21 protein-coding genes and 2 pseudogenes are annotated in these 26,988 nt (G+C 65.0%); 14 read left to right on the top strand and 9 right to left on the bottom strand.

Annotation, left to right across the window (positions count from 1 at the left end):
* The first annotated feature begins 13 nt into the window (after positions 1–13).
* The 6 genes from AC5I5I_RS24170 to AC5I5I_RS24145 all read left to right on the top strand — a co-directional run bounded on the left by AC5I5I_RS24170 (position 14) and on the right by AC5I5I_RS24145 (position 5,594).
* A complete protein-coding gene (locus AC5I5I_RS24170; RefSeq protein ID WP_495977717.1) occupies positions 14–2,095 on the top strand; it encodes an ATP-dependent helicase in 2,082 nt (693 codons plus the stop codon).
* Positions 2,096–2,114: 19 nt separating this feature from the next.
* A complete protein-coding gene (locus tag AC5I5I_RS24165; RefSeq protein WP_495977421.1) occupies positions 2,115–2,636 on the top strand; it encodes a 2'-5' RNA ligase family protein in 522 nt (173 codons plus the stop codon).
* Positions 2,637–2,802: 166 nt separating this feature from the next.
* On the top strand, positions 2,803–3,465 hold the full coding sequence (locus AC5I5I_RS24160) for a DNA polymerase III subunit epsilon (RefSeq protein ID WP_495977419.1): 663 nt from the start codon (positions 2,803–2,805) through the stop codon (positions 3,463–3,465).
* An 85-nt stretch (positions 3,466–3,550) separates the two neighbouring features.
* Positions 3,551–4,192 carry a hypothetical protein gene (locus AC5I5I_RS24155; protein ID WP_495977417.1) on the top strand — a complete coding sequence of 214 codons (642 nt, stop codon included), beginning with the start codon at positions 3,551–3,553 and terminating at the stop codon, positions 4,190–4,192.
* 67 nt (positions 4,193–4,259) lie between these two features.
* Positions 4,260–4,616, top strand: coding sequence for a hypothetical protein (locus AC5I5I_RS24150; protein ID WP_495977415.1), 357 nt, complete (start codon positions 4,260–4,262; stop codon positions 4,614–4,616).
* 246 nt (positions 4,617–4,862) lie between these two features.
* Positions 4,863–5,594: an SOS response-associated peptidase gene (locus tag AC5I5I_RS24145; RefSeq protein WP_495977413.1), complete on the top strand. Its 732-nt coding sequence runs from the start codon at positions 4,863–4,865 to the stop codon at positions 5,592–5,594.
* A gap of 38 nt (positions 5,595–5,632) precedes the next feature.
* Here AC5I5I_RS24145 and AC5I5I_RS24140 read toward each other — a convergent pair whose 3' ends face one another.
* Positions 5,633–5,887, bottom strand: a complete 255-nt coding sequence (locus AC5I5I_RS24140) for a hypothetical protein (protein WP_495977411.1) — start codon at positions 5,885–5,887, stop codon at positions 5,633–5,635.
* 173 nt (positions 5,888–6,060) lie between these two features.
* Between AC5I5I_RS24140 and AC5I5I_RS24135 the strand changes: the two genes are divergently transcribed.
* From AC5I5I_RS24135 to AC5I5I_RS24120, 4 genes are all read left to right on the top strand, one after another.
* Positions 6,061–6,795: an ImuA family protein gene (locus tag AC5I5I_RS24135; protein WP_495977409.1), complete on the top strand. Its 735-nt coding sequence runs from the start codon at positions 6,061–6,063 to the stop codon at positions 6,793–6,795.
* Positions 6,710–8,230 carry a DUF6504 family protein gene (locus AC5I5I_RS24130; RefSeq protein ID WP_495977407.1) on the top strand — a complete coding sequence of 507 codons (1,521 nt, stop codon included), beginning with the start codon at positions 6,710–6,712 and terminating at the stop codon, positions 8,228–8,230. The genes AC5I5I_RS24135 and AC5I5I_RS24130 overlap by 86 nt, the downstream gene beginning before the upstream one ends.
* On the top strand, positions 8,227–11,499 hold the full coding sequence (locus AC5I5I_RS24125; protein WP_495977405.1) for an error-prone DNA polymerase: 3,273 nt from the start codon (positions 8,227–8,229) through the stop codon (positions 11,497–11,499). The genes AC5I5I_RS24130 and AC5I5I_RS24125 overlap by 4 nt, the downstream gene beginning before the upstream one ends.
* A 193-nt stretch (positions 11,500–11,692) precedes the next feature.
* A complete protein-coding gene (locus AC5I5I_RS24120; protein WP_495977403.1) occupies positions 11,693–12,988 on the top strand; it encodes an ISNCY family transposase in 1,296 nt (431 codons plus the stop codon).
* A gap of 341 nt (positions 12,989–13,329) precedes the next feature.
* Here the strand turns inward: AC5I5I_RS24120 and AC5I5I_RS24115 are convergent.
* From AC5I5I_RS24115 to AC5I5I_RS24090, 6 genes and pseudogenes are all read right to left on the bottom strand, one after another.
* Positions 13,330–14,275: pseudogene (locus AC5I5I_RS24115) on the bottom strand (IS630 family transposase).
* Between the two features lie 252 nt (positions 14,276–14,527).
* A complete protein-coding gene (locus tag AC5I5I_RS24110) occupies positions 14,528–15,499 on the bottom strand; it encodes a DoxX family protein (RefSeq protein ID WP_495977401.1) in 972 nt (323 codons plus the stop codon).
* Between the two features lie 281 nt (positions 15,500–15,780).
* Complete coding sequence (locus AC5I5I_RS24105; RefSeq protein WP_495977399.1) at positions 15,781–16,914, bottom strand: CaiB/BaiF CoA transferase family protein; 1,134 nt, start codon at positions 16,912–16,914, stop codon at positions 15,781–15,783.
* The gene (locus AC5I5I_RS24100; protein ID WP_495977397.1) at positions 16,911–18,593 is read right to left on the bottom strand and encodes an AMP-binding protein; all 1,683 of its coding nucleotides are present in this window, start codon (positions 18,591–18,593) and stop codon (positions 16,911–16,913) included. The genes AC5I5I_RS24105 and AC5I5I_RS24100 overlap by 4 nt, the downstream gene beginning before the upstream one ends.
* Before the next feature lie 41 nt (positions 18,594–18,634).
* Positions 18,635–21,892 (bottom strand): acetyl-CoA carboxylase family protein, encoded by a 3,258-nt coding sequence (locus AC5I5I_RS24095; protein WP_495977395.1) that lies wholly within the window; start codon positions 21,890–21,892, stop codon positions 18,635–18,637.
* 28 nt (positions 21,893–21,920) lie between these two features.
* Positions 21,921–23,123, bottom strand: a complete 1,203-nt coding sequence (locus AC5I5I_RS24090; RefSeq protein WP_495977393.1) for an ABC transporter substrate-binding protein — start codon at positions 23,121–23,123, stop codon at positions 21,921–21,923.
* 148 nt (positions 23,124–23,271) lie between these two features.
* On the opposite strand from AC5I5I_RS24090, the gene AC5I5I_RS24085 reads away from it, so the two are divergent.
* Genes AC5I5I_RS24085 through AC5I5I_RS24070 form a run of 4 tightly spaced genes read left to right on the top strand, consistent with a single transcriptional unit; the run spans position 23,272 to position 26,267 of the window.
* The gene (locus tag AC5I5I_RS24085) at positions 23,272–24,048 is read left to right on the top strand and encodes a TetR/AcrR family transcriptional regulator (protein ID WP_495977391.1); all 777 of its coding nucleotides are present in this window, start codon (positions 23,272–23,274) and stop codon (positions 24,046–24,048) included.
* A complete protein-coding gene (locus AC5I5I_RS24080) occupies positions 24,045–24,806 on the top strand; it encodes an SDR family NAD(P)-dependent oxidoreductase (RefSeq protein ID WP_495977390.1) in 762 nt (253 codons plus the stop codon). Before AC5I5I_RS24085 ends, AC5I5I_RS24080 begins: the two co-directional genes overlap by 4 nt.
* A 43-nt stretch (positions 24,807–24,849) precedes the next feature.
* Positions 24,850–26,013 carry an acetyl-CoA C-acetyltransferase gene (locus AC5I5I_RS24075; protein WP_495977388.1) on the top strand — a complete coding sequence of 388 codons (1,164 nt, stop codon included), beginning with the start codon at positions 24,850–24,852 and terminating at the stop codon, positions 26,011–26,013.
* Positions 26,013–26,267 (top strand): hypothetical protein, encoded by a 255-nt coding sequence (locus AC5I5I_RS24070; RefSeq protein ID WP_495977386.1) that lies wholly within the window; start codon positions 26,013–26,015, stop codon positions 26,265–26,267. The genes AC5I5I_RS24075 and AC5I5I_RS24070 overlap by 1 nt, the downstream gene beginning before the upstream one ends.
* 49 nt (positions 26,268–26,316) lie before the next feature.
* On the opposite strand, the gene AC5I5I_RS24065 is transcribed toward AC5I5I_RS24070, so the two are convergent.
* Positions 26,317–26,700, bottom strand: a complete 384-nt coding sequence (locus AC5I5I_RS24065; RefSeq protein WP_495977733.1) for a hypothetical protein — start codon at positions 26,698–26,700, stop codon at positions 26,317–26,319.
* Between the two features lie 89 nt (positions 26,701–26,789).
* Positions 26,790–26,988 (bottom strand): annotated as a pseudogene (locus AC5I5I_RS24060) (hypothetical protein); the annotation flags it as partial.

Below are 26,988 nucleotides of genomic sequence, written 5' to 3'. Positions count from 1 at the left end.
TCGAATCCGGCGCATGCTCGCCATCGATTCGCCGCCGCTTGCCACGCCGTATCTCGACACGCTCAACCTGTCGCAGCGCCGGGCCGTCACTCATGGCATCGGCAGCGACTGCGCCGCGCCACTGCTGGTCATCGCGGGCGCAGGCTCCGGCAAGACCAACACGCTGGCCCACCGCGTCGCCCATCTGATCGTGACGGGCGCCGACCCGCGCCGCATCCTCCTGATGACATTCTCTCGACGGGCCGCGGCCGAGATGACGCGCCGCGTCGAGCGCATTGCCCGCAAGGTCTTGGGCGAGGGCGCTAGCGTCATGACCGACGCGCTGAAATGGGCCGGCACCTTCCATGGGCTTGGCGCTCGTCTCTTGCGAGACTATGCCGATCAGATCGGGCTCGATCCCGCTTTCACGATCCACGATCGCGAGGACGCGGCCGACCTTATGAATCTCGTACGGCACGAGTTGGGATTCTCGAAGACTGAGACTCGCTTTCCGGCGAAGGGCACCTGCCTTGCCATCTATTCGCGCTGCGTCAATGCGGAGATGCCGATCGAGGTCGTGCTGACCCGGTCGTTCCCGTGGTGCGTCGCGTGGGCGGCCGAGTTGCGAGAGCTGTTTGCCGCCTATGTCGAGGCCAAGCAGCGCCAGAACGTGCTCGATTACGACGACCTGCTGCTCTACTGGGCGCAGACGATGGCCGATCCCGATCTCGCCGCCGAGATCGGCGCGCGCTTCGACCACGTCATGGTCGACGAGTACCAGGACACCAACCGGCTGCAATCCTCGATCCTGCTGGCGCTGAAGCCTGACGGGCACGGCCTCACTGTCGTCGGCGACGACGCGCAGTCGATCTATTCGTTTCGCGCCGCGACGATCCGCAACATCCTCGACTTTCCCACAGCCTTCTCGCCGCCGGCCGAGATCATCACGCTCGACCAAAACTATCGCTCGACTCAAGGCATCCTGAGCGCCGCCAACGGCGTCATCGACCTCGCCAGCGAGCGCTTCACAAAGAACCTCTGGACCGACCGCGCGACGGGCGCTCCGCCGCAGCTGGTCAATGTCCGCGACGAGGCCGACCAGGCCCGTTTCATCGCCAGCCGCGTGCTGGAGAACCGCGAGGCCGGCGCGACCCTGAAGCAGCAGGCAGTGCTGTTTCGGGCCTCGCACCATAGCGGCCCCCTCGAGATCGAGCTGACCCGGCGCAACATCCCCTTCGTCAAGTTCGGAGGGCTGAAGTTCCTCGACGCCGCTCATATCAAGGACCTGCTGGCGCTGCTGCGCTTCGTCGAGAATCCGCGCGACAAGGTCTCGGGATTTCGGGTGATGCAGCTCCTGCCCGGCGTCGGGCCGACCTCGGCGCAGCGTGTTCTGGACCATATCGCGGCGGCGACCGATCCGATGGAGGCACTCGCCTCGGCCCCGCCGCCGCCACGGGCGGGCGACGATTGGACGGGATTCGTGGGCGCGATCGAGGAACTGCGCTTAGGTCGGGCGGGCTGGCCGGCCGAGATCGAACGGGCGCGGCTCTGGTACGAGCCGCATCTGGAACGTATCCACGAGGACGCCGCGACGCGGCAGGCCGACCTCGTCCAACTCGAACAGATCGCCGGCGGCTATCCCTCGCGCGAGCGCTTCCTGACCGAGCTGACCCTCGATCCGCCGGACGCGACCAGCGACCAGGCCGGCGTGCCGGTACTCGACGAGGACTACCTCATCCTCTCGACGATCCACTCGGCCAAGGGCCAAGAGTGGACATCGGTCTTCGTCATGAACGTCATCGACGGCTGCATCCCGTCTGATCTCGGCGTCGGCACCAGCGACGAGATAGAGGAGGAGCGCAGGCTACTCTATGTGGCGATGACGAGGGCCAAGGACGATCTCCATCTCATGGTGCCGCAGCGCTTCTTCACGCACGGCCAGAGCGCGACTGGAGACCGCCACGTCTATGCGGCGCGCACGCGCTTCATCCCCAATGCACTGCTAGGGCGGTTCGAGCGCACGGCCTGGCCGATCACAGCGCCGGATGCCGCACGCGCGGCGAGCCAGGGCCCGCGCATCGATGTTCGCGCCCAGATGCGTGGCATGTGGCGCTGATGGGTGGCGCAGGAGCCGCATGGACGACGCCCCGCTGATCGTGATGCTGCGCTTCGACGAGACGAGCTTCGCGAGGTTCGATGCGGAGCGCAGGCGGCATTTTCCGCCTGCACGCAACCACATCCCGGCCCATCTGACCTTGTTCCATCATCTGCCGGGCAATCACCATGGCGAGATCGCCGAGGGGCTGGCTTCGGTGGCGGCCAGACAGGCGCCGTTCCATCTCGTCGTGTCGTCGCTGCGCTTCCTGGGCCAAGGCACGGCCTACGCGATCGACAGCCCGAAGCTCCAGCGCCTCCGGGCCGAGATCGCGGGCGGGTGGTCGGCGCATCTGACCCGACAGGACGCGCAAGGCTTCCGTCCGCATGTCACGATCCAGAACAAGACCGATGCGGCGACTGCCAAGGCCATCTTTAAGAGGCTCTCGACCTCGTTCATGCCGTTCCAGGCCCTAGCGACGGGCTTGCTGCTCTGGCGATATCGCGGAGGACCCTGGGAGGCTGCGTGCGAGTATCGTTTCACTGGTCAGCGCTCCGTCTAGAACGCGCGCGCAGCGCCGAACCGAGACAGAGCGTCGCTCCTGACTTGTATCGGTGCCTCGCGATGGTGATCTCCTGCCCATGATCAGCACGCGCGTCCGCGTCATTGACCTTGAGACCGCCGGAAACGGACCGCAGGACGTCTGCGAGGTCGGATGGTAGGACGTCGTGCTTGGGTTGGACGGCTCATGGCGCGTCGACGAGGACCGCGGAGCATTCTTCATAAATCCCGGCCGGCCGATCTCGCCCGATACCATGGCGGTCCATCACATACGTGACGAGGATGTCGTTGGCGCGCCGTTCTGGAAGGATGTCGCGCCCTCCGTCCTGCGTCCCCACGGCGGTGTCATCGCTCTGGCAGCCCATCGCGCTGCGTTCGAGCAGCGCTATTGCACTCCCAAGCTGAGCGGCGCCGCAGACTGGATCTGCACTTGGAAATGCGCCTTGCGGCTTTGGCCGCATCTGCCGCGGTTCTCGAACCAACTCCTGCGCTATCAGCGCAGGCCGGCCGGGCTGATCCATGAGATCGGGCTTCCGGCGCATCGCGCCATGCCCGATGCCTATGTCACCGCGCACAATCTGCGCGACATGCTAAACCAGACCTCGCTTGAGCAGCTTCTGGCCTGGAGCCGCCAGCCCGGACTTCTGCCGCGCGTGCCGTCGGGGCCTGATCGGGGCAAGAACTGGGACGATATCACGATAGGTTCACTGCGTGAGTTGGCCTCCGATCGTGATATCGACCTGCGCTTCAGTGCCGAGACGGAGTTGGCCCGACGCGGGGACGTGCAAGGTGTCCCGGCAAAACCGGCCGTCCAGCCGCGGCTGCTATGACGCAGACGAGGCATTGATCATCGCAGAAGCGGAACAGGCGTGATCGGCTGATGTTTAACATTCGTTCTCTCGATTCCCCGTCAGCATGACGCCTTCCCAGAAGCCTGCCTCCGACGCAACACCCGGGCTCATCGCCGAATGGCCTCTGCCGTCCGCGGCGACGCTGGGCTCTTCCATGCGGCTGAAGGGGATCGAGCAGCAGCTTCGACGTCGCCTTCCTTGGACATCGAGGACGTGCGTCGCCGCTACGAGCGGCCGCATCGTCCTACGCATGGATAACGCCGAGGAGGACGCGTTCAACGCCGCCTCGAAGATCATCTCCAACGCGCTGGACGGGATCGAAGCTTTGCCGATCATCCCGCGCGAAGTGGAGGACATCCTTTCGATGTCCGCGCGGGAGCGCCACAAGTGGCTTGATGACGGGCGCCTGAAAAGCGCCGGAACGCGCACCGTGAAACTGCGTGGTCGCGCTAAGGCCGTGACGTTCCATGTGTTCGACCCGCGTTACATCGAGGACGTCCTCAACCAAGACCTTCCGATCGTCTGGCGCGAGGACGATGCGCGCAAGGCGGCCGAGAACCGACGACGCGCCGCTGGCAAGGCTGCACTTGCGCGTGCGGCGAAAAGTCGGGGCATGGCGAGCGGTATCAGCACTACCAGCGGCGACATTACGCGAACTCCGTTGGAAGGCTGGGACGCCTTCGACGCTGATGGCCTGCTGCGTTGACGGCGTCCATCAGCGCGCGAGGGTCAAACGCGGATAGCGGCTCGGCACGCGCTTTGACGGCAAGTCCATGAATGCACCGAGCATCACCGACAGGGAGACACACAGATTGGCCGATAGGATCTACCCGACGACGCCCGACGGCCGTTACTTTATGGTCGCGGGCAGATTGTGGAGAGCGACGAACCCTGCGATCGCCGAGGCGAAGCGGCAGCAGTTGGTCAGCCAGCTGATGGATGCCCGGCGGGCCGTCAGATACGCCAAGGCGGGTCAAGGCGACTTGAAGCTGGCAAGGGCCGAGGTCGATGCCGCTAAAATTGCGCTCGGAGAGCGCGGGCCGGTATGGTGGGACGACGGGGCGCCAGACCTCAATCGGAAATTGGCCAATAATACGCCATATGCGCAGTGGGCGCTGGAAGCGGGGTGAATTCCCACTCGCTGTCGGGACGTGCTCCCTTCGAGCGACCGGGAACAAGGCCTGTTCTCGCGTCCACCCGGATGGAGTCGCCTCCACAAAACCAGCCGCGTCGGCGTCGCAGCGCTCTCGCGCGAGCCGAGCAACCTGGCGCGCGGTATAGAGTATCCGGCGCCGCCCTCGCTCTAGATTAATGCTGTCGCCTCTTGGTCGAGATGCTGATTGAATGCATGGCGTCGGGCGAGCCAGGAGCTTCTCATGTGCAACCTCTATAGCCTGACCAAGGGCCAGGCCGCCATCGTCGCGCTCGCCCGGGCCATGCGCGACACGACCGGAAATCTGCCGCCACTGCCCGGCATCTTTCCGGATTACCCAGCGCCGATCGTCCGGAATGCTCTCGATGGCACGCGAGAACTCGCCATGGTGCGATGGGGCATGCCGTCGTCGAAGAAGGCGATCTTCGAGTTGGCGAAGAAGCGGGCCGGCAAGCTGGAGGCCAAGGGGAAGGCCGTCGACTTCGACGAGCTCTTGCGGATTGAGCCCGATGGCGGAACCACCAACGTTCGCAAGACCACTTCGTCGCACTGGAAGCCCTGGCTTGGTCCGGCGAACCGTTGCGTGGTCCCACTCACCAGCTTCAGCGAGTTCCACCATGGGTCGAAGCTCGATGTCTGGTTCGCCCTCGCGGAGGACCGCCCGCTCGCGTTCTTCGCCGGAATCTGGACTGCGGGATGGACCGGGGTTCGCAAGATCAAGAACGGCGTGGAGACGACGGACCTGTTCGCCTTTCTCACGACAGACCCGAATGCCGAAGTCGGCGCCGTTCATCCCAAGGCGATGCCGGTCATCCTGACCGAGCCCTGGGAAATCGAGATGTGGATGACGGCGTCATGGGACCAGGCCAAGGCGCTGCAGCGGCCGTTGCCGGATGGCGCGCTGACGACGGTTCAGCGGGGCGGCAAAAAGGATGACCTTGCTCCGTTGTCGTAGCGCTCTTCTGCGAACCTGACGGTGGCGGGAAGATGGAATTAGGTGAGTTCGCCAGCTCCGAGGAACGCCTCGACGGCGGCGGCCGATAGATCGCCGATGGATCTCGATCGATCCGACATCAACCGCACGACGATCCCGCCAAGGCGCGCCTTCGCCGCGTCCTTATCCGTAACGGCGTCCGTGCGCTCGAGGCCCAACGCGTTCGACGCTCGGGCAAGTATCGCTTCGGCAATGAGAAGCTCCTGTGAATTCAGAACGCCGGGAAAGCGGAACGAGGGGGTGGGCATGCGCATGATCTCGACGAGGGTGAGCCGACAACGCCGCTGATTGGTGGAGGTTCACTGAACGCTCTTCGCTCAGCGGTCGCGTGGCGTGTTGCATTTGCGTGTCTTGACTCGCACGCCGTTAGAAAGAACAAAAAGCGAACATAATTCAGGAGCGAGATCAAGTGGCTTGCGAGCCCGTCATGGCGCGCCTTCGGGAGCAAATCGACCGGATCCAGGGTGGGCCATCCCGCCAGCGGCAGGTACTGAGCTTCGGTCTTCGCGCACTCGACGAGCGGCTGCCGGCAAAGGGGTTGGAGCTCGGCGCGCTGCATGAAGTCGCCGGGGGTGGCAACGGCGCCACCGACGGGGCGGCGGCCGCGCTTTTCGTCGCCGGCATAGCGGCACGGACGACGGGCAAAGTCCTCTGGTGCCTCACACGCACCGACCTGTTCGCCCCGGCGATCGCGCAGGTCGGCCTTGCCGCAGATCGCGTGATTTACGTCGAAGCCGGCGACGACAAAGCGGTTCTAGCCTGCGCCGAGGAGGGCCTGCGTCATGGTGGGCTGGGTGCCGTCGTTGGCGAAATCGGGCGGTTGTCGATCACGGCCTCGCGGCGACTTCAACTCGCAGCCGAGGGCTCAGGAACGATCGCGCTGGCTATCCGCCGATGGCGGCGACAGGCGGACGCGGTCGATTTCGGACAACCGACAGCCGCGGTGACGCGGTGGCGGGTTTCCACTCTGCCGTCCGCTCCACTTCCGGTGCCCGGCGTAGGGCGACCGCGATGGCTGATCGAACTTATCCGTTGCCGCGCCGGCGAAAGCGCCGATTTCGAACTGGAGGCCTGCGATGGCACGGGTCGTCTCGCTCTACCTCCCGACCTGGCCAACCGACCGGTGGAAAAGGAGATCTGGCGCCGCTTCGCCTCAGCTTGAGGGTGGGCTGGCTCTTGCTGCCCATGACGGACGCCGACGCGTCGTCGTCGCTGCCGATAGCGTGGCTCGGCAGGCCGGCGTGCGCATCGGCATGCCCGCGACCAGGGCGCAGGTCCTGGTGCCCGGGCTGACGCTTGAAGACGCCGACCTCGCGGGCGATCTGAAATCGCTCGACGCGCTGGCGGGCTGGATGCTGCGTTATTCCCCCATCGTCGCGGCGGACCCGCCAGATGGCGTCGTTCTGGACACCACCGGCGCCGACCACCTTCGCGGCGGCGAGGAGGCCATGTTGGAGGGCCTGATCGTGAGGTTGGCGGCGTCGGGCTTCGATGCTCGTGCTGCCGTCGCCGACACTTGGGGCATCGCCCATGGGTTGGCGCGGTACGGAGCGGCCTCCCTCGTCATCGTAGATCACGGCGTCCATGAGGATGCGATCGGGCGGTTGCCGATTGCAGCATTGCGTTTGGCGCCAGACATCGTCGCGGGTCTGCGGGCGTTAGGCTTCAGCACAACCGCCGATCTTCTCGCCCAACCGCGCGCGCCGTTGATATTGCGCTTTGGTCCCGAACTGAACCGTAGGCTCGACCAGGCTCTGGGAATGGTGCGTGAGCCTATCGAGCCGATCCGGCCGCCCGACATCATCGAGGTCCGGCGCGCCTTCGCTGAGCCGATCGGGGCGGCAGAAACGATCGCTCGATATATCGGTAAGCTCGTGGGCGACCTCTGCCAGCGGCTCGAGGCCAGAGGCCTAGGCGTCAGGCATCTCGACCTGATCTGCGAGCGCGTCGATAGCCGCACCGAAGCGGTTCGAGTGATGACCGCCGCGCCGGTTCGCCACATCCGGCGGCTGACGCGCCTGCTCACTGAAAAGATCGAGACGATCGACCCTGGGTTCGGGATCGAGATCATGTCACTTGCGGCGACGCTGGCCGAGCCCCTAGCCAACACACAGCACGTTGCCTCGCTGGTTGAGGCCGCGATACCGGACGTTTCCGGCCTGATCGATACGCTCGCCAACCGGGTCGGGGAGCGCCGGCTCTATCGTATCGCCGCCATTGCCAGCGATGTCCCGGAACGGTCCGTCCGCAAGGTACTGCCGATGGCGACCGCGACCGGCGAGAACTGGAACGGCGAGTGGCCTCGACCCTCGCGGCTTCTGGCACCGGCAGAGCCGATCGAGACGGTCGCGCTGCTGCCCGACCATCCGCCGGTGACGTTCATCTGGCGCGGCGTCCGTCGCCGCGTCAAGCGTGCAGATGGGCCCGAGCGAATCTTCGGCGAGTGGTGGCGCCGCGATGCCGAGCTCTCGGCCGTGCGCGACTACTTCCGCGTCGAGGACGAGGCCGGCGAGCGCTACTGGATCTATCGTGCCGGCGACGGCGAGAACCCGGGCACCGGGTCGCACCGGTGGTTCATCCATGGGATCTTCGGATGACCGCGCTCACCCGATACGCCGAGCTGCAGGTCACCTCGCATTTCAGTTTCCTGCGCGGAGCGTCCTCGGCCGATGAGCTCTTCGCCACAGCCGCAGTGCTTGGTATCAAGGCGCTGGCCGTGGTCGATCGCAACAGTCTGGCGGGCATCGTCCGGGCGCATGAGGCGGCCAAGTCGACCGGCGTACGGCTCATCGTCGGTTGTCGCCTAGACCTCTTTGAGGGGATGTCGGTCCTGGTTTACCCGACGGATCGAGCCGCATACTCCCGGCTCTGCCGTCTTTTGACCCATGGCAAAAAGCGCGGCGGCAAGGCGCGCTGCGTGCTTGAGTGGGCCGACCTTGTCGCCTATGGCGAAGGCCTGATCGTGGTTCTGGTCCCCGATCAGGCCGACCAAATCTGCGGCGTCCGTCTTCGCAGGCTTCGCGACGCCTTCGGCGATCGCGCCTTCTTGGCGTTGACGCTGCAGCGTAGGCCCAACGACCAACTGCGCCTGCATGATCTGTCGAACCTCGCAACTCGCATGGGGGTCCCGACGGTGGTGACCAACGACGTCCTTTTCCACGAGCCGGGCCGCCGCATGCTGCAGGACGTCGTCACCTGCATTCGCCACAACGTCACCATCGACGAACTTGGACAGCGGCGCGAGCGGCACGCCGACCGCTACCTCAAGCCGCCCGAGGAGATGCAGCGCCTTTTCCAACGCTACCCGGAGGCTCTATCGCGAACGAGCGAGATAGTGGAGCGATGCCGCTTCAACTTGGACGAGCTCGCCTATCAATATCCCGAGGAACGCGACGACCCGGCGCTGACCCCGCAGGAGACGCTTGAAAGGTTGACCTGGGAAGGGGCGCAGGCGCGCTATCCGGAAGGACTACCCGACCGCGTCCGCAAGGCGCTTGAGCACGAGTTGCGGCTGATCGCCAAGCTCGCCTATGCGCCTTATTTCCTCACCGTGAACAGCATCGTCCGCTTCGCCCGTTCGCAGGAGATCCTGTGCCAGGGCCGTGGCTCCGCCGCGAACTCCGCCGTCTGCTTCGTGCTCGGCATCACCTCGATCGACCCGGGCCGCAACGACCTGCTGTTCGAGCGCTTCGTTTCTGAGGAGCGGCGCGAGCCACCCGACATCGACGTCGATTTCGAACACGAGCGCCGCGAGATCGTGATCCAATGGGTGTTCGAGACCTACGGTCGCGATCGGGCCGCGCTGTGCTCGACCGTGATCCGGTATCGCTCGAAGGGCGCGCTCCGCGACGTCGGCAAGGCGCTCGGCCTCACCGAGGATCTGATCAGGACGCTATCGTCACAGGTCTGGACGTTCTCGAAGGACGGTGTCGGTATGAGGGAGGTCAAGGACCTCAAGCTCGTTCCCGATCGCCGCCTCCTCCTCGCGCTCGATCTTGCCCGGCAGCTGATGGGCGCGCCGCGACACCTGTCGCAGCATCCCGGCGGCTTCGTCCTGACGCATGATCGGCTCGACGAGCTCGTGCCGATCGAGCCTGCCGCCATGGCCGATCGCCAGGTCATCGAGTGGGACAAGGACGACATCGACGCGCTGCGCTTCATGAAGGTCGATGTGCTGGCGCTCGGGATGCTCAGCTGCATGAAGCGCGGCCTTGACCTTCTCGCCGAGCACAAGGGCATCACGCTCGACCTCGCGACGATCCCCGCCGAGGATCCGCGCACCTACGCCATGATCCGCAAGGCCGACACGCTCGGCACCTTCCAGATCGAGAGCCGGGCGCAGATGTCGATGCTGCCGCGGCTCAAGCCCCGGACCTTCTACGACCTCGTCGTCCAGGTCGCAATTGTCAGGCCGGGGCCGATCCAGGGTGACATGGTGCATCCCTACCTGCGCCGTCGGTCCGGCCAGGAGCCGGTCCACTACCCGACACCGGCGCTGGAGAAGGTTCTAGGCAAGACGCTCGGTGTGCCGCTCTTCCAGGAGCAGGCCATGCGGGTCGCGATCGAATGCGCCAGCTTCACGCCTGGCGAGGCCGACATGCTGCGCAAGTCGATGGCGACATTCAAGTTCACCGGCGGGGTCTCGTCGTTCAAGGACAAGCTGATCGATGGCATGGTCGCCAATGGCTACGAGCGCGCCTTCGCCGAAGGTACCTTCAAGCAACTCGAGGGCTTCGGCTCTTATGGCTTTCCAGAGTCACATGCGGCGTCCTTCGCGCTCATCGCCTACGCCTCGAGCTGGCTCAAGTGCTGGCACCCGGACGTGTTCTGCGCGGCGCTGCTGAATGCTCAGCCGATGGGCTTCTACGCGCCGGCGCAGATCGTACGCGATGCACAGCAGCACGGCGTCGAGGTTCGGCCGGTCTGCGTCAACGCCTCGCGCTGGGACTGCACCTTGGAGCCGACCTCTGACGAGGATCGGTTCGCGGTCAGACTCGGGCTTCGAATGGTGAAAGGCCTCGCAAACGCGCACGGAGGTCGCCTGGTGACGACCCGGGCCACGCTTGCATTTCAGTCGATGGATGACCTTTGGCGGCGGGCAGTGGTACCGGCGTCGGCCTTGGCGCAATTGGCCGAGGCCGACGCGTTTCGGCCAGGGCTGGGACTTGCACGGCGGGAAGCCCTATGGGCGATCAAGGGGTTGCGGGACGAGCCGATGCCTCTGTTCGCCGCAGCCTCGGTCCGCGATCAATCAGTCATCCCTGAACTGGACGAACCGGAGGTGGTGCTTCGTCCGATGACGGCCGGCGGCGAGGTGGTCGAGGATTACTCCCATGTCGGTTTAACGCTGCGGGATCATCCAGTTTCCTTCCTGCGGAAGGACCTTGCGCGGCGGCGCATCGTGACCTGCGCCGCCGCGATGACGTCGCGCGACGGGCGTTGGATCGAGGCGGCAGGCCTTGTGCTCGTCCGACAGCGTCCCGGCAGCGCCAAGGGCGTCATGTTCATCACGATCGAGGACGAGTCGGGCATCGCCAATCTCGTCGTCTGGCCAAAGGTGTTCGAACTGAATAGGCGCGTCATCCTCTCGGCCGGGATGCTTGCGGTCAGGGGCCGGATCCAGCGCGAGGGGGAAGTGGTTCATCTCGTGGTTCAGCGTTTGACCGACTTTTCGAGCGAGCTTGCAAGCGTCGGCGAGATGGCTAGGCCTCTTCAGATGAGGCACGGACGTGGCGACGAGTTTCATCACGGAAGCTCCACGCCCGATCCGCGCGACCTCCCACCGAAAGGCCTGCGCACAAGGGACATCTACGTTCGCGACCTGCACATCGATACCATCAAGGTGAAGACGCGAGATTTCCAATAAAAATCCGTTTGCCTTGGAACATCGTGTATATCAGCACCGCTAAAAAGTTTTAGTGGCGAAGACAAATTGCCGACGTAGTTCCATAATCTTGATTATGCGAATCGGAATTGTAGACGCAATATTGAGATGACACCCCTCTGCAAAGTTCAAACTACACTCCACCGCGTTTCGAGGGTTGCGGAGGTCGTGTGGCATGACGGTCATCTCTATGAGCAAGAAGGAGTTTTCCCGGCTCGACATGCTTCTCAATATCGAAGCCGGTCGAGTCACGATCGCCGATGCGACACGCCTCCTCGGCTTGAGGCGCCGCCAAGTGTTTCGGATTCTGGCCGGCTTTCGAGAACACGGTTCGGCCAGCTTGATCTCAAAACGCAGAGGTCACCCCAGCAATCACCGCCTACCGAATCAAGTGCGTGAGCTCGCCATGTTGCTAGTCAAAGAGCGCTACGCCGATTTTGGGCCGACGCTCGCTAGCGAGAAGCTGAGCGAGCTCCATGGGTGTCACGTCTCACGCGAGACCCTGCGCAAATGGATGATTGAAGACGGTCTCTGGCTGGATCGCCGACAGCGGCTGCCTTCTGTCCACCAACCACGATACCGCCGTGAACGTGTCGGCGAGCTGGTGCAGATCGACGGCTCGATTCATCACTGGTTCGAGAACCGCGGTCCCGAATGCACCCTGCTCGCCTACATCGATGATGCCACGAGTCGCTTGCAGCATGCCGCTTTCGTCGCTTCGGAATCAGGCTTCGACTACATGCGGCAGACGAAGGCCTACATCGCCAAACACGGCCGGCCGATCGCGTTCTATTCAGACAAGCATGCGATCTTCCGGGTCAACAACCGCGATGCAGCGGGTGGCAGCGGCATGACCCAGTTCGGCCGAGCACTGCACGAACTTAACATCGACATCATCTGCGCCAATACGCCATCAGCTAAAGGGCGCGTAGAGCGATCGTTCGGCACCCTTCAGGACCGCCTGGTCAAGGAACTGAGGCTCGAAGGCGTGTCAACGGTCGATGCGGCCAACGATTTTCTAGGCCGTTTCCTGTTTCAGTATAACTCAAAATTCGGAAAAGAGCCGTTGGATAAGGTCGATTCACACCGGTCGATCTCGGACAATCTAAACATGAATGACGCCATGGCCTGGAAGGAGGAGCGCACCGTCTCCAACAACCTGACACTGCAATATGACAAGATCCTCTTCATGCTTGAGCCGAGCCCGCTGACGCGTCCCCTCGCCCGCCAGCGCGTCACTGTAATCGACTACCCGGATGGAACGCTGGCGATCAAACATTGCGGCATGAGCCTGCCCTACCGGATCTTCGACAAGCTGCAGAAGGTCGACCAGGCGGCGATCGTCGAGAACAAGCGCCTCGGATCAGTGCTTGCTTACATAGCAGAACAACAAGCGGAACGAGAAAACACGAGATCTTCCAAGGCTCCACGCCGTCAGGGGCAGGACGCCCGACACATGTTCCGGTCTTGATGATAAATCACTATTGACTTATCATCCGGATTTCCTAGGGCGATGCAACCCTGACCAGCTTCGCCCTAGGAAATCCTGACCGTCAGCGACTCATCCAACGCGAAAGTGTCATCTCAACTTTGCGCGCACGGTGCCATTTCTAGCTTGCACCGACAGGAATATGTCCTTTAGCGCCAGCACGGATGCGATAAGTCAGCGCTTTTTGTCATTGACGTCATGCGCGCTTCTGTCCGTCCGAGAGCGCTGAGCATCTCTCGCCAACTCTCGCGTAAGCTGCTCCCGCCGCGTTTCCGGATCCGGCATCTTCGCTACGAATTTCCGCACCCTAGAGCGGATTCCGATCAGTCCGGATCATAGCCGCACGAGCTGAAGTAGTTGGCGCATTCCTACGGCTGGAACAGGCGACCAGATTGCCGATAAGGGACCAGAGCCCGAACACGGTCCGCTCGCCGGCCTTGCGGAGCATGGCCTTGAGGCGGGAGAATGCCTTCTCGATCGGGTTGAAGTCGGGGCTGTAGGGCGGGAGGAACAGCAGGCGGGCGCCGACGGCTTCGATAGCCTCGCGGACGCTGGCCCGCTTGTGGCTGGACAGGTTGTCCATGATGACCACGTCGCCGCGTCCGAGGTCGGGCACGAGGACCTGTCGGACATAGGCTTCGAACCAGTCGCCGTTGATCGGGCCGTCGAGCACCATCGGCGCGACCATGCCCGTCATGCGGCAAACCGGCGACCAGCGTGGTCGTCTTGCGATGGCCGTGCGGGTAGCCCATTCGCAGCCGCTCGCCCCGCCGACAGCGACCGTGGCTGCGCGTCATGTTGGTCGCTGTCCAGGTCTCGTCGATGAACACCAGCCGCTCGGGATCGAGGTCGAGCTGGCCATCGAACCAAGCCTCGCGCTGGCTCAGGACGTTGGCACGGTCCTGCTCAATCGCGTGCCCGACCTTTTTTACGCGTGATCCCGTGACGTGCGAAGAAGCGGTGCAGTGTCGAGATCGCCACCGTCACGCCCGCTTGGCCCAGTTCGCGACGCAACTCGTCCAGCGTGATGTCGCGCCGTGCTTCGTGTAGCGCCAGCACCGTCTCCCGATGCGCCTCGATCCGCCGCGACCGCGTCTCCCCACCCTGCGGCTTGGCGGCATAGGTGCCCGTGCTGCGGCGCTGGACGTGCCACCGGATCACCGTCGCGGCTGCCACACCGAACCGCACCGCCGCAGCCCGGCAACTCATCCCCTCGTCAACCGCGGCCAGCGCCCGCGACCGCAGATCCATCGACAACGGCTTGCCCATCCATGCCGGCCTCCATCCAGCCAGTACCGTGAATCAGATCAGCGCCACCGTGTGAATCCCCCACTCGACTCAGGTCGGCCGGAAATCGCAAGCGCACGATCGCTAACCCTTCCCGGTCCGCTCGAGCTCCTTGGCATGAGCCAGGTACTGGGCTCGAATTTTGGCCTGCCGCTCACGAGCCTTTATCTCCCATGGCCGAACGCCGGCGCCGCCCGCTTTCGCCGCCGGACGACATCGTCTCGCGCACCCTTGTCAGTCTCGGGAACGACGCCGCGCCACCACCGTCGCCTTGTCGAGCTTGCGCACCTTTCCTCTCGTCCGCCGCGGCGTCGCCTCAGCCGCGACGCTACGTAAGCGAAGCTCGCCAGCGAACCGCTCGCGCCACGTCGCCAGATCAGCCTTTCGCGGATTCAGGCGCTTCCCATTGTAGCCCTGCGAGCGAACCGTCAGATGCACATGGGGGTGCTTGTCATCGAGATGCTGGACAAAAACGAAGTCGTGGTTAGCTCCGAAAGTCTCGATCGCGAACGCCCGAACGGCATCTTTCACAGCGATCGGATCGGTCCCGGGCGGCATCGACAGGATGATGTTGACTGACACCGTGCCGTTGCGGCGCCGCTTGTCGTCGAGCATTGTGTCCTCGGTCCAACGCGACTGCAGGTCCTTAAGACCTTCCCTGCCCTGCATGAGCGAGCCCTGCTCCGCTTTGCGATGGCCGGGCTGTTCAGCAGCGCGATCAATCTGCCTTATCTTAGTTCGCCGCTCTACCTGATGCAGGTCTATAACCCCGTCCTGGTCAGCGAGATCGTTACTACTTTGGTGATGCTGACCCTGATCCTGACGATCACACTGGCGACGATGGGTTTGTTCGACACCGCCCGCTCGCAACTTCTCATCCGCTTCGGCGCGAGGCTCGACGCGCTGATCTCCCGCCGTCTCTTCGAAGCTATCGTGGGGTCCGGAGAGCTCATCGCGGCGGAGATACACCAGCGTCAGCGCCAGCACGCCGAGCTCCGCGGCGGGTACAACGCCGGTCGGTAAGAAGAAGACGTGAGCGGCGATGGCACCGAGCATGACGAGGAAGGCCCAACGCGGCCAGTGCGGTCCATCCGGGTATGAACAGCCCAATTGCACACCGGCCACCTCTATGACGCCGACGACGATCAGACGCCATTGGCCGACGCCGATTTGAACGAAGGCTTCCGCTATCATCGCCGCACCCACCAGCTTAGCGCCGTCGGCTGCCAGAAATGCGCCGCCCAGTGCCAGTTTCAGAGCTCAAACGGCTCCTCGGATGCCTCTCGACGACGCAAGCTCGTTGGCGAGTGTCTGTTCCCTTTGTCTCTTTCCTGGTGAACGTGAGATATCTTTAGGGGTTAGGTTCCAACGAGCAAACTCGCCCTTTTTCGATCCAGACCATCGCTTTTGCCGATACGTCCCAAGGCCCCGGCGACTTTGAGCCGAAGGACGTACCCATGGAAGTCCACGTCGCAGCCTTCTCATGGTCATCCAGGTCGACGCCCCCAAGCCGTGATCGCCTCCGCCGCCGAAACCGATTGAGGCTTGACGCCCACCCTTGAGGGCGTGCCAGAAAATCGAGGGGCAGGCGCCGGCTGTGCCACCCCGTCGACGACGAGGTACGACCCACGCGAGACCATGTGATGGTGCGACATGGCCTCCGAGGGCATCAGCACCGGTGCGACGCACGCATCCGACCCTTCGAACGTCCGAGCCCAATCATCTCTTGAACGAGTTCTGAACACGGACTCGAGGCGAGCGTGCAGGGCAGGACGCCGGCGGACGTCGTCGCGCTCGTCCACGTCGCCCGTTTCGATTCCGGCCTCGACGCAAAGCAGCTCGTAGAACTTCGGTTCGATCGCGCCGACGGCCACATGCTTTCCGTCCGAGCATTCGAATGTCCGATAGTACGGCGCACCCCCGTCGAGCATGTTGGATTCGCGATGGTCCGACCATTCGTCCCTCGCCGCAAGGTCGTGGACCGTCGACATCAGAGAGGCGGCGCCGTCACAGATCGCCGCGTCGACGACCTGCCCCTGCCCCGTCCGCGCCGCGGACAAGAGCGCAGCAAGCACCCCCGTCACGAGATAAAGCGCGCCGCCACCGTAATCGCCGACGAGATTGAGCGGAGGCATAGGTCGATCGCGAACCCCGATCGCCGACAATGCCCCGGTGATCGCGATGTAATTGATGTCGTGCCCAGCAGCATGGGCCAAGGGCCCGACCTGTCCCCAACCCGTCATCCGGCCGTAGACGAGCCGGGAGTTGCGGGCCAGGACGACCTCCGGTCCCAGTCCGAGGCGTTCCATCACGCCGGGTCGGAACCCCTCGACGAGGGCGTCCGCGCGCACTACGAGATCAAGCGCGGCGTTCATGCCTTCGGGGGACTTCAAATCCAGTACCACTGTCTTGCGGCCCCGGGCGACGATGCCGTCCGCATACCGATCGACGCCTCCCGGCCGGTCGATCCGAACGATGTCGGCACCCATGTCCGCCATCAACATGCAGGCGAAGGGGCCGGGACCGATCCCCGCGAACTCGACGAGCCGCAAGCCCGCCAACGGTCCTTGAGGCTGCAGTCGGTTCTCTACGGGATCATACGCGGTCCCGGCATCCGTCATCTCGTGCTTCTTTCCGGGACCGTCGCAATCGGGTCTTGGTCTCGCGCGGGTGTGTCCGAACCGCCGCCTTCCATGGTTCGGCCGATCCTGTCGCGCTTGATGGTGACGCCAGCGGCTTCCCTGTCCCAACTTTCCGGCGTCACTCCGGCGCTGCGAAGGATATGCTTTTGCACCTTCTGCGTCGGCGTCTTGGGCAGATCGTCGAGAACGCGGATGTAGCGCGGGATCATGAAGTGGGCCATGCGCGGGCGCAAGAAATCGATGAGCTCCAGCGGATCGAGAAGCGCGCCCTCCACCAGCGAGACCGCGACCAACACGTCGTCCTCGGCGACATCGCTCGGCACGGCGACGGCGGCGGCCTCCCGCACGGCGGGATGGGCGCAGATTTCCGCCTCGACCTCAAAGGAGGAGATGTTCTCGCCACGCCGTCGGATCGCGTCCTTCATGCGGTCGACGAAGAAAAATTCGCCCGCCTCGTCGACGCGGAAGCCATCGCCAGTGTGGAACCAGCCATTGCGCCAGGCGCGCACGGTGGCCTCGGGATCCTTGTAGTAACCATGATTCAACGCCCATGGCCGATCGGTGCGCACGATCAGCTCGCCGATCTCGCCCGGCGCCACAGCGATATCGTTCTCGTCAACGATCCGGACCTCGACGCCCGCGCGCGGCCGACCTGCGCTTGCCGCTACGTCCGGATTTTCGCCCGACACCAGGGGGCAGGACACCTCCGTCATGTTGAAGATGGTCATCCAGCGCAGTCCGTAGCGCCGGCCGAAGGCGATGGCGCCCTCATCGAGCGGCAAGGCGACGACCGAACGCAGCCGGTGGCCGGCCGAGGCGCCGTCATCGGGCCGTTTCATTAGGAATCCGGCCATGACGCCGAGCAGGATGAGCGTGGTGACGCCGGTCTCGCGGACGATCGGCCAAAACTGCTCCGTCCTGAAAGAGGCGACGAGCACAATCGAGCCGCCGCGGCAAAGCATCCAATAGACCGGCCCGGTGCCGCCGGCATGGAATAGCGGCAGGTTGACCAAGAACCGGTCGCCGCCATCTACCAGGGGAAAGCCCTCGCCCATCGCATGCAGGTGCAGATATGAGGAGAGCACCCCCTTGGATAGGCCGGTCGTGCCGGAGGTGTAGAGGATCGCCTGCGTGTCCCAAGGCGCGATCGGCCGCTCAATCGGGACAGGGAGATCGCTCGCCGCGCCCAGCGCCGAGGCTTCTAGGAGCTCGAGGCCGTCTATCGCCTCGGCTGTGCCGCCGAGCACGACGACCCGTTCGAGCCGGGCCTTGTCGATGTCGGCCAGGCGCGCGACGAGATCGGCATGGACGACCGCGACCGCCGCGTCCGAATTCGCCACGACGTGCGCGAGAATGCGGCCGCGATAGGCGGTGTTGATCGGGACGTAGACGGCCCCGAGATAATTGATCGCGAACCAGGTTTTCAGGGCATCGCGGCCGCTCGGCAGCCAGACCAGGACATGGTCGCCCTGCGCCACGCCGAGCTTTCGCAGGGCATGTGCGGCGCCGCGGACCTCGCTGCGAAGCTGGCCAAAGGTCCAGCTCGTGCGATCCTCGAAGACGCCGAAAATCGTCTCGGGCGTTTCATCCGCAAACCGGTCGAGCACATCGCGCAGCACGCAATCGCGGGCCGGCGCATGAAGGATATCATCGCTCATCGGCACGCCTCTTCCACGGTAGTCCTGCCGCGACCATCATTTCAGATCGGCGCGATCGCGCGAATTTTCGGCGGCAGGTCACGGCGTCTGCGCGCCGGCGCCCGTTCGAGCACCTCGATCAGCCTCGCGCGGGTCTCGTCGGGTTCAATGACGTCGTCGATGCCAAAACCCTCGGCTGCCTTGACCGACCCGATGCCGGCGCGGATGGCGTCGATCAACTCCTGCCGGCGCGCCTTCGGATCGGGCGCGGTCTCGTAGTCCTTGCGATAGGCGACATCGACGGAGCCTTCGACCGACATCGCGCAGATCTCGGCCGTCGGCCAGGCGAAACAGGCGTCGGCGTCGAAACTGCGCCCGCCGGCCATGGCGAGATAGCCGAGCCCGTAGCCCTTGCGCAGGATGACGGAGATGCGCGGCACCGTGGCGTGGCCGAGTTCGAACAGCATCTTGGCGCTGCGCCGGCCGAGCGTCGAGCGCTCGGCGCCGCTGCCGATCGAAAGGCCGGGAATGTCGACGAGATAGATCAGCGGCAGGCCGAACGCGTCGCAAAGCGCGATGAAATGACCCGCCTTCTCGCAAGCGTCGGCATCGAGCATGCCGCCTTTGACGAGCGGCTGATTGGCGATGACGCCGACCGAACGGCCGCCGAGCCGCGCGAAGGCTGTTATGATGTTGCGCGCAAAACTCGGCTTGAGCTCGAAGACGCTGCCGGGATCGACGAGGCCCGCCACGACCGCGCCCATGTCGTAGGAGCGGCGCGTATTCGCCGGCACGAGGCGTTCGAGGCTCAGGGACTCCGGGGCTCCCGGCGGCGACGACAGCATTGGCGACGGCAAGCCCGCATTGGAGGGCAGGTAGGACAGGAAGCGCCGGATCGCGTCGAGCGCGGCCTCCTCGCTGTCGGCCCCGAAATCGGCCAGGCCCTGCGCATCGACCTGCACGGCCGTCCCGCCCAAGGCCTCGGCCGTGGCTTCCTCGCCGGTACCGGCCCGCACCAGCGCCGGACCGGCCAGCCCCATCGTCGAGCGCCCCTTCACCATCACCACGAAATCGGCCATGGCACTGTAGTTGGTGTTGGCCGCGAAGCCCGCACCGAGCACAGCGGAGACCATTGGCACCCAGCCGGTCATGCGCGCGAATTCGTGGAAGATGGTGACGGCCGCCGCATAGGCACGCGAGCTCTGGCCGTCCTGGATGCGGTGTCCGCCACCGTCGAGCAGCATGACCAGCGGGATCCCTTGGGTCTTCGCCAGGGTTGCGGCGCGCTCCATCTTGGCGCCGCCGAGATGGCCGGAGCTGCCGCCGAAGACGGTAAAGTCTTGGGCGATCACCATGACCGGCCGACCATCAACGCGTGCCGAGCCGGTGACGACGCCGTCGGCCGGAGCCTCGCGGGTGAGTTTCTCGCCGCGGATCAGGCCGCCGAATTCGGTGAAGGTTCGCTCGTCGCATAGCCGGGCGATGCGCTCACGCGCCGTCAGCGCGCCGCGCTTGCGCTGCCGCGCCACGGCGTCGGACCGGCCCTCGTCGAGCAGGCCTGCCCGTTTCGCGCGCAGTTCGCCGAGATGAGCAGCGGCCTCGACGTCTTCAGGGGCCATGGCATTGGCAGGCGTACCAGTGACTGTCCCTAATTCGATGACGATCATGGTCTCGCCCATTGCGACGGCGGCGCCCGCAACGCCATGGACGCTGCGAACCGTGCCGGAGATCGGCGCCGTCAGCAGGTGCTCCATCTTCATGGCCTCGATCACGGCCAAGCGTGCGCCCGCCTCGACCGCATCGCCCACGGCGACATCGATGGCGACGAGCAGGCCGCCCATCGGCGAGACGACGCGCTCCAGCCCGTCCGCCATGGCGAGAGGCTCGTCTGCGTCGGCCGCCGCGCGGTTGGGCGTAGCCTGCGCGGCGAAGCGCGAGATGCCGGGCTGGGCCGCCACGAGCACCCCTGCCTTGCGCCCGACCAGCGTCGTGTCGAAGGCGCCGGCGGCGACCTCGGCGTCGGCAAGCAGGCTCATCAGGAAGCCGCGATTGGTTTCGACGCCGGCGATGCGGAAGCCGCCCAACGCCCGTTCGAGCTTGGCGCGCGCGTCCTCCCAGCGGCCGGACGGCGCGAAGACGATCAGCTTGGCCAGCAGGGAATCGAAGCTCGCCGTCGTCCGGTAGCCGCTGTAGCCGAAGCTCTCGACGCGGATGCCGGCGCCGCCCGGCGGATCGAAGGCCGACAGCGCGCCCCCCGTCGGCAGGGCGGAGCCGTCCGCCACGACGCGCTCCATGTTGATGCGCGCCTGCACTGCCATGCCTCGCGCGACGACCGCCTCTTGAGACAGGCCGAGCTCGGCAAGGTTCTCGCCGCAAGCCAGTCGAATCTGCGTCTTGACGAGGTCGATCCCCATGACCTCCTCCGTCACCGGATGCTCGACCTGAAGGCGCGGATTGGCCTCCATGAAAACGAAGCGCCCGGCCTTGTCGTCGACGAGGAACTCGATCGTCGTTAGGCTGGTCACCCGTCCGGCGCGCGCCAGCGTCAGCGCGGCGTCGCACAGAGCCTGCCTCATAGGTGCGGCAAGATGCGGGGCGGGCGCGATCTCGATCAGCTTCTGGTGCCGGCGCTGCAGGCTGCATTCGCGCTCGCCAAGATGCAGGATGGCACCGGTCGCGTCGCCGATCACCTGCACCTCGATATGGCGCGCCGGGCGGATCAGCTCTTCGACATAGAGCGCGTCCGAGCCGAAGGCCGCGAGCGCCTCCGAGCCCGCCCGCCTGAATGCGTCCGGCAGGTCCTCGCGGCGCTCAACCACCCGCATGCCGCGTCCGCCGCCGCCGGACAGAGCTTTGACCATGACCGGACCGCCAAGCGCGGCCATCTCCGCATCCGCCTCTTCGAACGAGGTCGCCCGGCTGGTGCCGCGGGCCAGCGGCAGGCCGACCTCCAGCGCAAGCCGCCGCGCCGCGGCCTTGTCGCCGAACAGCTCCAACGTCTCCGGCGACGGACCGACGAAGATCAGGCCGGCGTCAGCGCAGGCTCGGGCGAAACCGGCATTCTCCGAGAGGAACCCGTAGCCCGGGTGCAAAGCGTCACAGCCGGCCGCAACGGCGGCCGCGACGATGGCGGCGCCGTCGAGATAGGCAGCCGCGCCCGAATGCGGCAGTGCGAGAGCCTCGTCGGCGCGCGCCACATGCAGGCAGGCTGCGTCCTCCGCGCAAAAAACGGCAACGCTTATGATGCCAAGCTCGGCTGCGGCTTGGGCGATGCGGATCGAAACCTCGCCGCGATTGGCGATCAGAAGCTTGCTGATCATCGCGCCGCCGTCCCGATCCTACGCACGTTCATCGCCTCAGCAGTGGACATTCGCTCTCGGACGCCGGACGGAAGGCCTCCACTCCCGGAATGGTCGTGAGAATTTTCAACGTGTCGCCCGGCGAGGTCGATTCCGACGGCTTCTTGACCTCGCCGAAATACATGTCGCGCAGCAGGCGCCCATCCGGCCTGATGCTAGCGGCCTTGGTCATGAAATCATCGACGGGCAGCCCATTGAAAGCCGCCAGCACCGCGCCGGTATCCTTGCTGCCGGCCTGTTTCACTGCCTTTAGATAATGCAGGGTGCTGCTGTAGACCGTCGCCTGGACATCCGTCGGGATGCGCCCGCCATGGCGGGCCTGGAACCGTTTCGACCAGGCGCGGGTTGCATCGGTCTGGTCCCAGTAGAAATCGGTCACCACCGGCGCGCCCTGGGCGCTCTGCAGGCCAAGCGCCTGGATATCCATCGTCGTGAAGAACAGCGGCACGATTCGCTGGCTGACGCCGAACTCGGCCGCCTGCTTGATCATCGCTTGGGTGTCGGCGCCGCCAGTAGAGAGCGCGATCACGTCGGCCTTGGAGGCCTGCGCCTGCAGGATGAAGGAGGCGAAATCCTTGGTGCCGAGAGCATAGCGGACCGTTCCGACCACGGCGCCGCCATTGGCCCTCACAACCGAGACGGTGTCCTGCTCGAGCGTATGCCCGGATGAGTAGTCGATCGTGATGAAGAACCAGGATTTTCCGCCGGCCTTCATGATGCCGGTCGCCGCGCCCTTGCCGAGCGCATAGCTGTCGTAGCCCCAAACAAAGCCGTGCGGCGAGCACAACTTGCCGCTCAGATCCTTGTTGTTCAGGCCGGAGAAGACGACGATTTTTTTCTTTTCCTGCGCCAAGGCCTGGACCGGCAGGGCGAGGCCCGAGTTCAAAACGTCGACGACGACATCGACGCCCTCGGCGTCATACCAGCGCCGGACGACGCCGACGCCGATATCGGCCTTGTTCTGATGGTCGGCCGAGACGATCTCGACCGGCTTCCCCAGCAGCGAGCCGCCGAAATCCTCGATCGCCATGGTCGCCGCGACCACCGAGCCGCGACCGCCGAAATCCGAATAGATGCCCGACATGTCGCTGAGCACGCCGATCTTGACCGCTCCCTCGGCGGCGAATGCGGTGCGGCGGCCCCCCGCGGCGATTGCGAGCGCCGAAGCCGCGAATGTGCGGCGTGAGATCATCGTCGTCCTCCCTCTGATTTCAGGCCGTTTGACGCCCGTTACGATCAGCTTATTGCACCTTGCAAAATAATCAATAGAGTAATTGATTATGGTCTCGACCTCCTCCCGGATTAAGCTTTTCGCTCCCGCCAGCCACGCCGCCGGAGCCATGACGGACGACGCCTCACGCCCTCGCCCCGCGAAGATCCCACCGCGCAGGCGCCCTCCCGGCCGGCCGCGCCGCGACGAAGCGGGCTCCACACACCGGACGCGGGAGCTCCTGCTCGACGCCGCGATCAAACTGTTCGCTCACCATGGCTACGATCCTGTCACGACGGGCGCCGTCGCCGAGGCGGCGGGTCTCTCGCAGTCGATGGTGCATTATCATTTCGGCTCGAAATCGAATCTCTGGGAGCAGGCGATCAGGCGGATGATGAAGCGCCGCGGCGCGCTCTTCCGCGCCGCGGCGCGCGATCTCGCCGGCCTCGGCCCGCTTGATAAGCTGAAAGCGCTGATCCGGCGGCTGATCGAGGCCAATGCGCGCAATCCGGATTTCGTCAGGATCGCAGTGCACGAGGGAACGGTGCGCAGCCCGCGCCTGACCTGGCTGGTCGAGAACTATTTCGCGGCCGGCTACCATGTCTTCGATGACGTGGTGCGCGAGGCGATCGCGGCCAAGGCAATCCCCGACCTTCCCGTGCACGACGTCACCAATGTGATCACGTCGGCCGCCTCGCTGACCTTCGGCCTGAAGGCGATGGTCGAGGACATCTACGACATCGACCTGCGCGATCCGGTTCGCATCGCATCCTTCGCCGATACCGTCATCCGCATCATCTTCGACGGCATTCTGAAGGCACCGGCCTCAGCGCCGCAGGCTCAGCCGAATGCGACGCGTCGGCCGTCTCGCCGCGCCCGACGGCCGAACGAAGAGGGCAAGCGGTGAAAGCGGACGGCGTAGCGGCGATCGTGACGGGCGGAGCCTCCGGGCTCGGCGGATCGACGGCCAAGCGGCTGGCGGCGGCGGGGGCCCGGGTCACGATCCTTGATCGAGATGAAGCCATGGGCCCGGCGGCGGCGCGGTCGATCGACGGCCAATTCATCCGCGTCGACGTGACCGACGAGGACGGGATCGCGAGCGCGCTGGCCGAGGCCGAACGTCGCCATGGCATCGCGCGCATCCTGGTGAACTGCGCCGGCATCGGCGCGCCGGCAAAAGTGGTCGCGCGGGACGGCTCTCCCCTGCCGCTCGATGCCTTCGCGAAGATCGTCATGGTCAATCTGTTCGGCAGCTTCAACGTGCTGTCGAAATTCGCCGCCCGTCTGCATCGGGCCGAGCCGATCGGAGCCGAGCGTGGCGTCATCGTCAACACGGCCTCGGTCGCGGCCTTCGACGGCCAGATCGGCCAGGCCGCCTATGCCGCTTCGAAAGGTGGCATCGTCGCCATGACGCTGCCGATCGCGCGGGAGCTGGCGCGCCACGCCATTCGCGTCGCCACCATTGCACCGGGGCTTTTCCTTACTCCGCTCCTCGCGGCCTTGCCGCAGGAGACGCAGGATTCGCTTAGCCGCCAGGTGCCGTTCCCGCCGCGCCTGGGCGATCCCGACGAATTCGCGATGCTGGTCGAGGCGATCATCGCCAATCCGATGCTCAACGGCGAGACCATCCGGCTCGACGGGGCGATCCGGATGGCGCCGGCCTGACACTCGGCCGGGCGGCAGCCCAACTGGCGAAAGGAGATGGACAATGGCGGAGGCCTATATCGTGGATGCCGTGCGCACAGCCGGCGGCCGGCGCGGCGGCAAGCTCGCGGGCTGGCACCCGGCCGATCTCGGCGCCGAGATCCTGAATGCCTTGGTCGCGCGGACCGAAATTGATCCTGCCGCCATCGACGACGTGATAGTCGGCTGCGTAACGCAGGGCGGCGAGCAGGCTTTCGCACTGGGGCGCAACGTCGTGCTGGCCTCGCAACTGCCCGACAGCGTGCCGGCCGTAACGATCGACCGCCAGTGCGGGTCCTCCCAGCAAGCGGTCCATTTCGCCGCCCAAGCCGTGATGTCGGGGACGCAGGATCTTGTCATCGCGGCCGGCGTCGAAAGCATGAGCCGCGTGCCCATGTTCAGCAACGTCGAGCTATATCGGCAGGCGGGCATGGGAACAGGGCCGATCAGCCCACGTATCGCCAACCGCTACGGCGTGTCCGGGTTCAGCCAGTTCGAAGGGGCGGAAATGTTGGCTCGCAAGCATGGACTGTCCCGCGACGACCTCGACCGTTATGCGCTCGAAAGCCATCGTAAGGCCTCGGCCGCCTCGATGACGGGGGCCTTTGCGGAAGAAATCGTCACCCTCGCCCTACCCGACGGCAGCGTTCACCAGCGCGACGAGGGTATTAGGACAGATGCCTCGCTCGCCGGTATCGCTGCCGTAAGACCGCTCACCGAGGGCGGATTAACGACCGCGGCCAACGCAAGCCAGATCTGCGACGGAGCCTCGGGCATCCTCATTGCCAGCGAGCGGGCCGTGAGGGATCACCACCTCGTGCCCATGGCCCGCATCCACCATCTCTTCGTTAGCGCGGGTGACCCGGTGATCATGTTGGAAGAGCCGATCCATGCGACCCGCCGTGCGCTCGACCGAGCAGGTATGCGTATCGAGGATATCGACTTGTTCGAGGTTAACGAGGCGTTCGCCTCGGTTCCGCTCGCCTGGCTAAGCCTTACCGGCGCCGACCCGTCCCGGCTCAACGTCAACGGCGGCGCCATCGCGCTCGGCCACCCCTTGGGTGCCAGCGGGACTAAGCTGATGGCGACACTCGTCCACGCCCTGCGAGCCACCTCGAGGCGCTTCGGTCTGCAAACAATGTGCGAGGCGGGCGGAAGCGCGAACGTGACCATTGTTGAAGCCGTCTGATGAGCAGCGGATTTGCGACGTATCCGGCTGCCTGCGCAGGCTGTCATCCCGCTGCGGTTGATCCTGGCGAAGCTAATCTGATCGACTGGAGCTACAAGGTGATCAAGCTTCACGGCCTGCCCGTCGTGGCGAAGGTCCTGCAGATGTGGCTCGCTTATAGCCGCATCCCGATCGTGCGCACCTATTCCCGCGAGACGCAGAAGATGGTCTCAACGCGCATGATTGTGTTTCGGCGTGCAAGTTCGACCCCGTGAGGCGGGGGATCTGCGTCCAATTTTGGGGCTGACGCATTTTCGCTGCAGCTCAGGGCGTCGACGCGCCGATCAGCCGAGCTTGGAGGAGATCGATCTTCCCGCGGCCGTACATCTGCCTTTTGACGAATTTGAGCCTGGTGATCCGACCTTCGGTCTGCCCGTTCGACCATGGCAGCCCGATCGCGGCTCGCACGGCCGCCTCGTCCTTGACGATGCCGCGGCCGAAGGTGGCGACGAGCCTGCCAAGCGCGCGGTCGATCCATGATCCAAGATCGGCGTCGTCCCTCCTGCGGACCATGGCATGGAAGTCGGCGATGGTCTCTCGCACTTCGACGACAGCGGGGAACCGCGCCGCCGTCTGACGGGCCGACAAACCAGCCGTCGAGGCCTTCAAAACCCGCCCGCGAAGATCGTCGCTCAATGCTCGTGCCATCGCCGACCTCTTCGACGCTGACGTTGAACCAGGCCCCGAGCCGTCCATCACGTCACAATCGATTTAACCCAAGCCGGAAGCGCTTTAATTCAAGCGGCGCGACGGCCCATCGATTGCACGGGTTTTGCCTTCGCGCCGTTTGCGGAAGCATGGGTGCAGAAGGTCGCGACCATTCCATCGAGATGCTGAATTTGGTTCAGAAGCGAGGTGGCGCTGGCGGCGCTTTCCTCGGCGAGCGCCGCGTTCTGCTGGGTCATCTCGTCCATATGGGCGACGGTCTGGCTCATC

The sequence above is a fragment of the Pseudorhodoplanes sp. genome (assembly GCF_059499825.1).
Note: the sequence above shows the minus strand (reverse complement) of the source record. Positions and strands in the feature narration are given on the sequence as shown.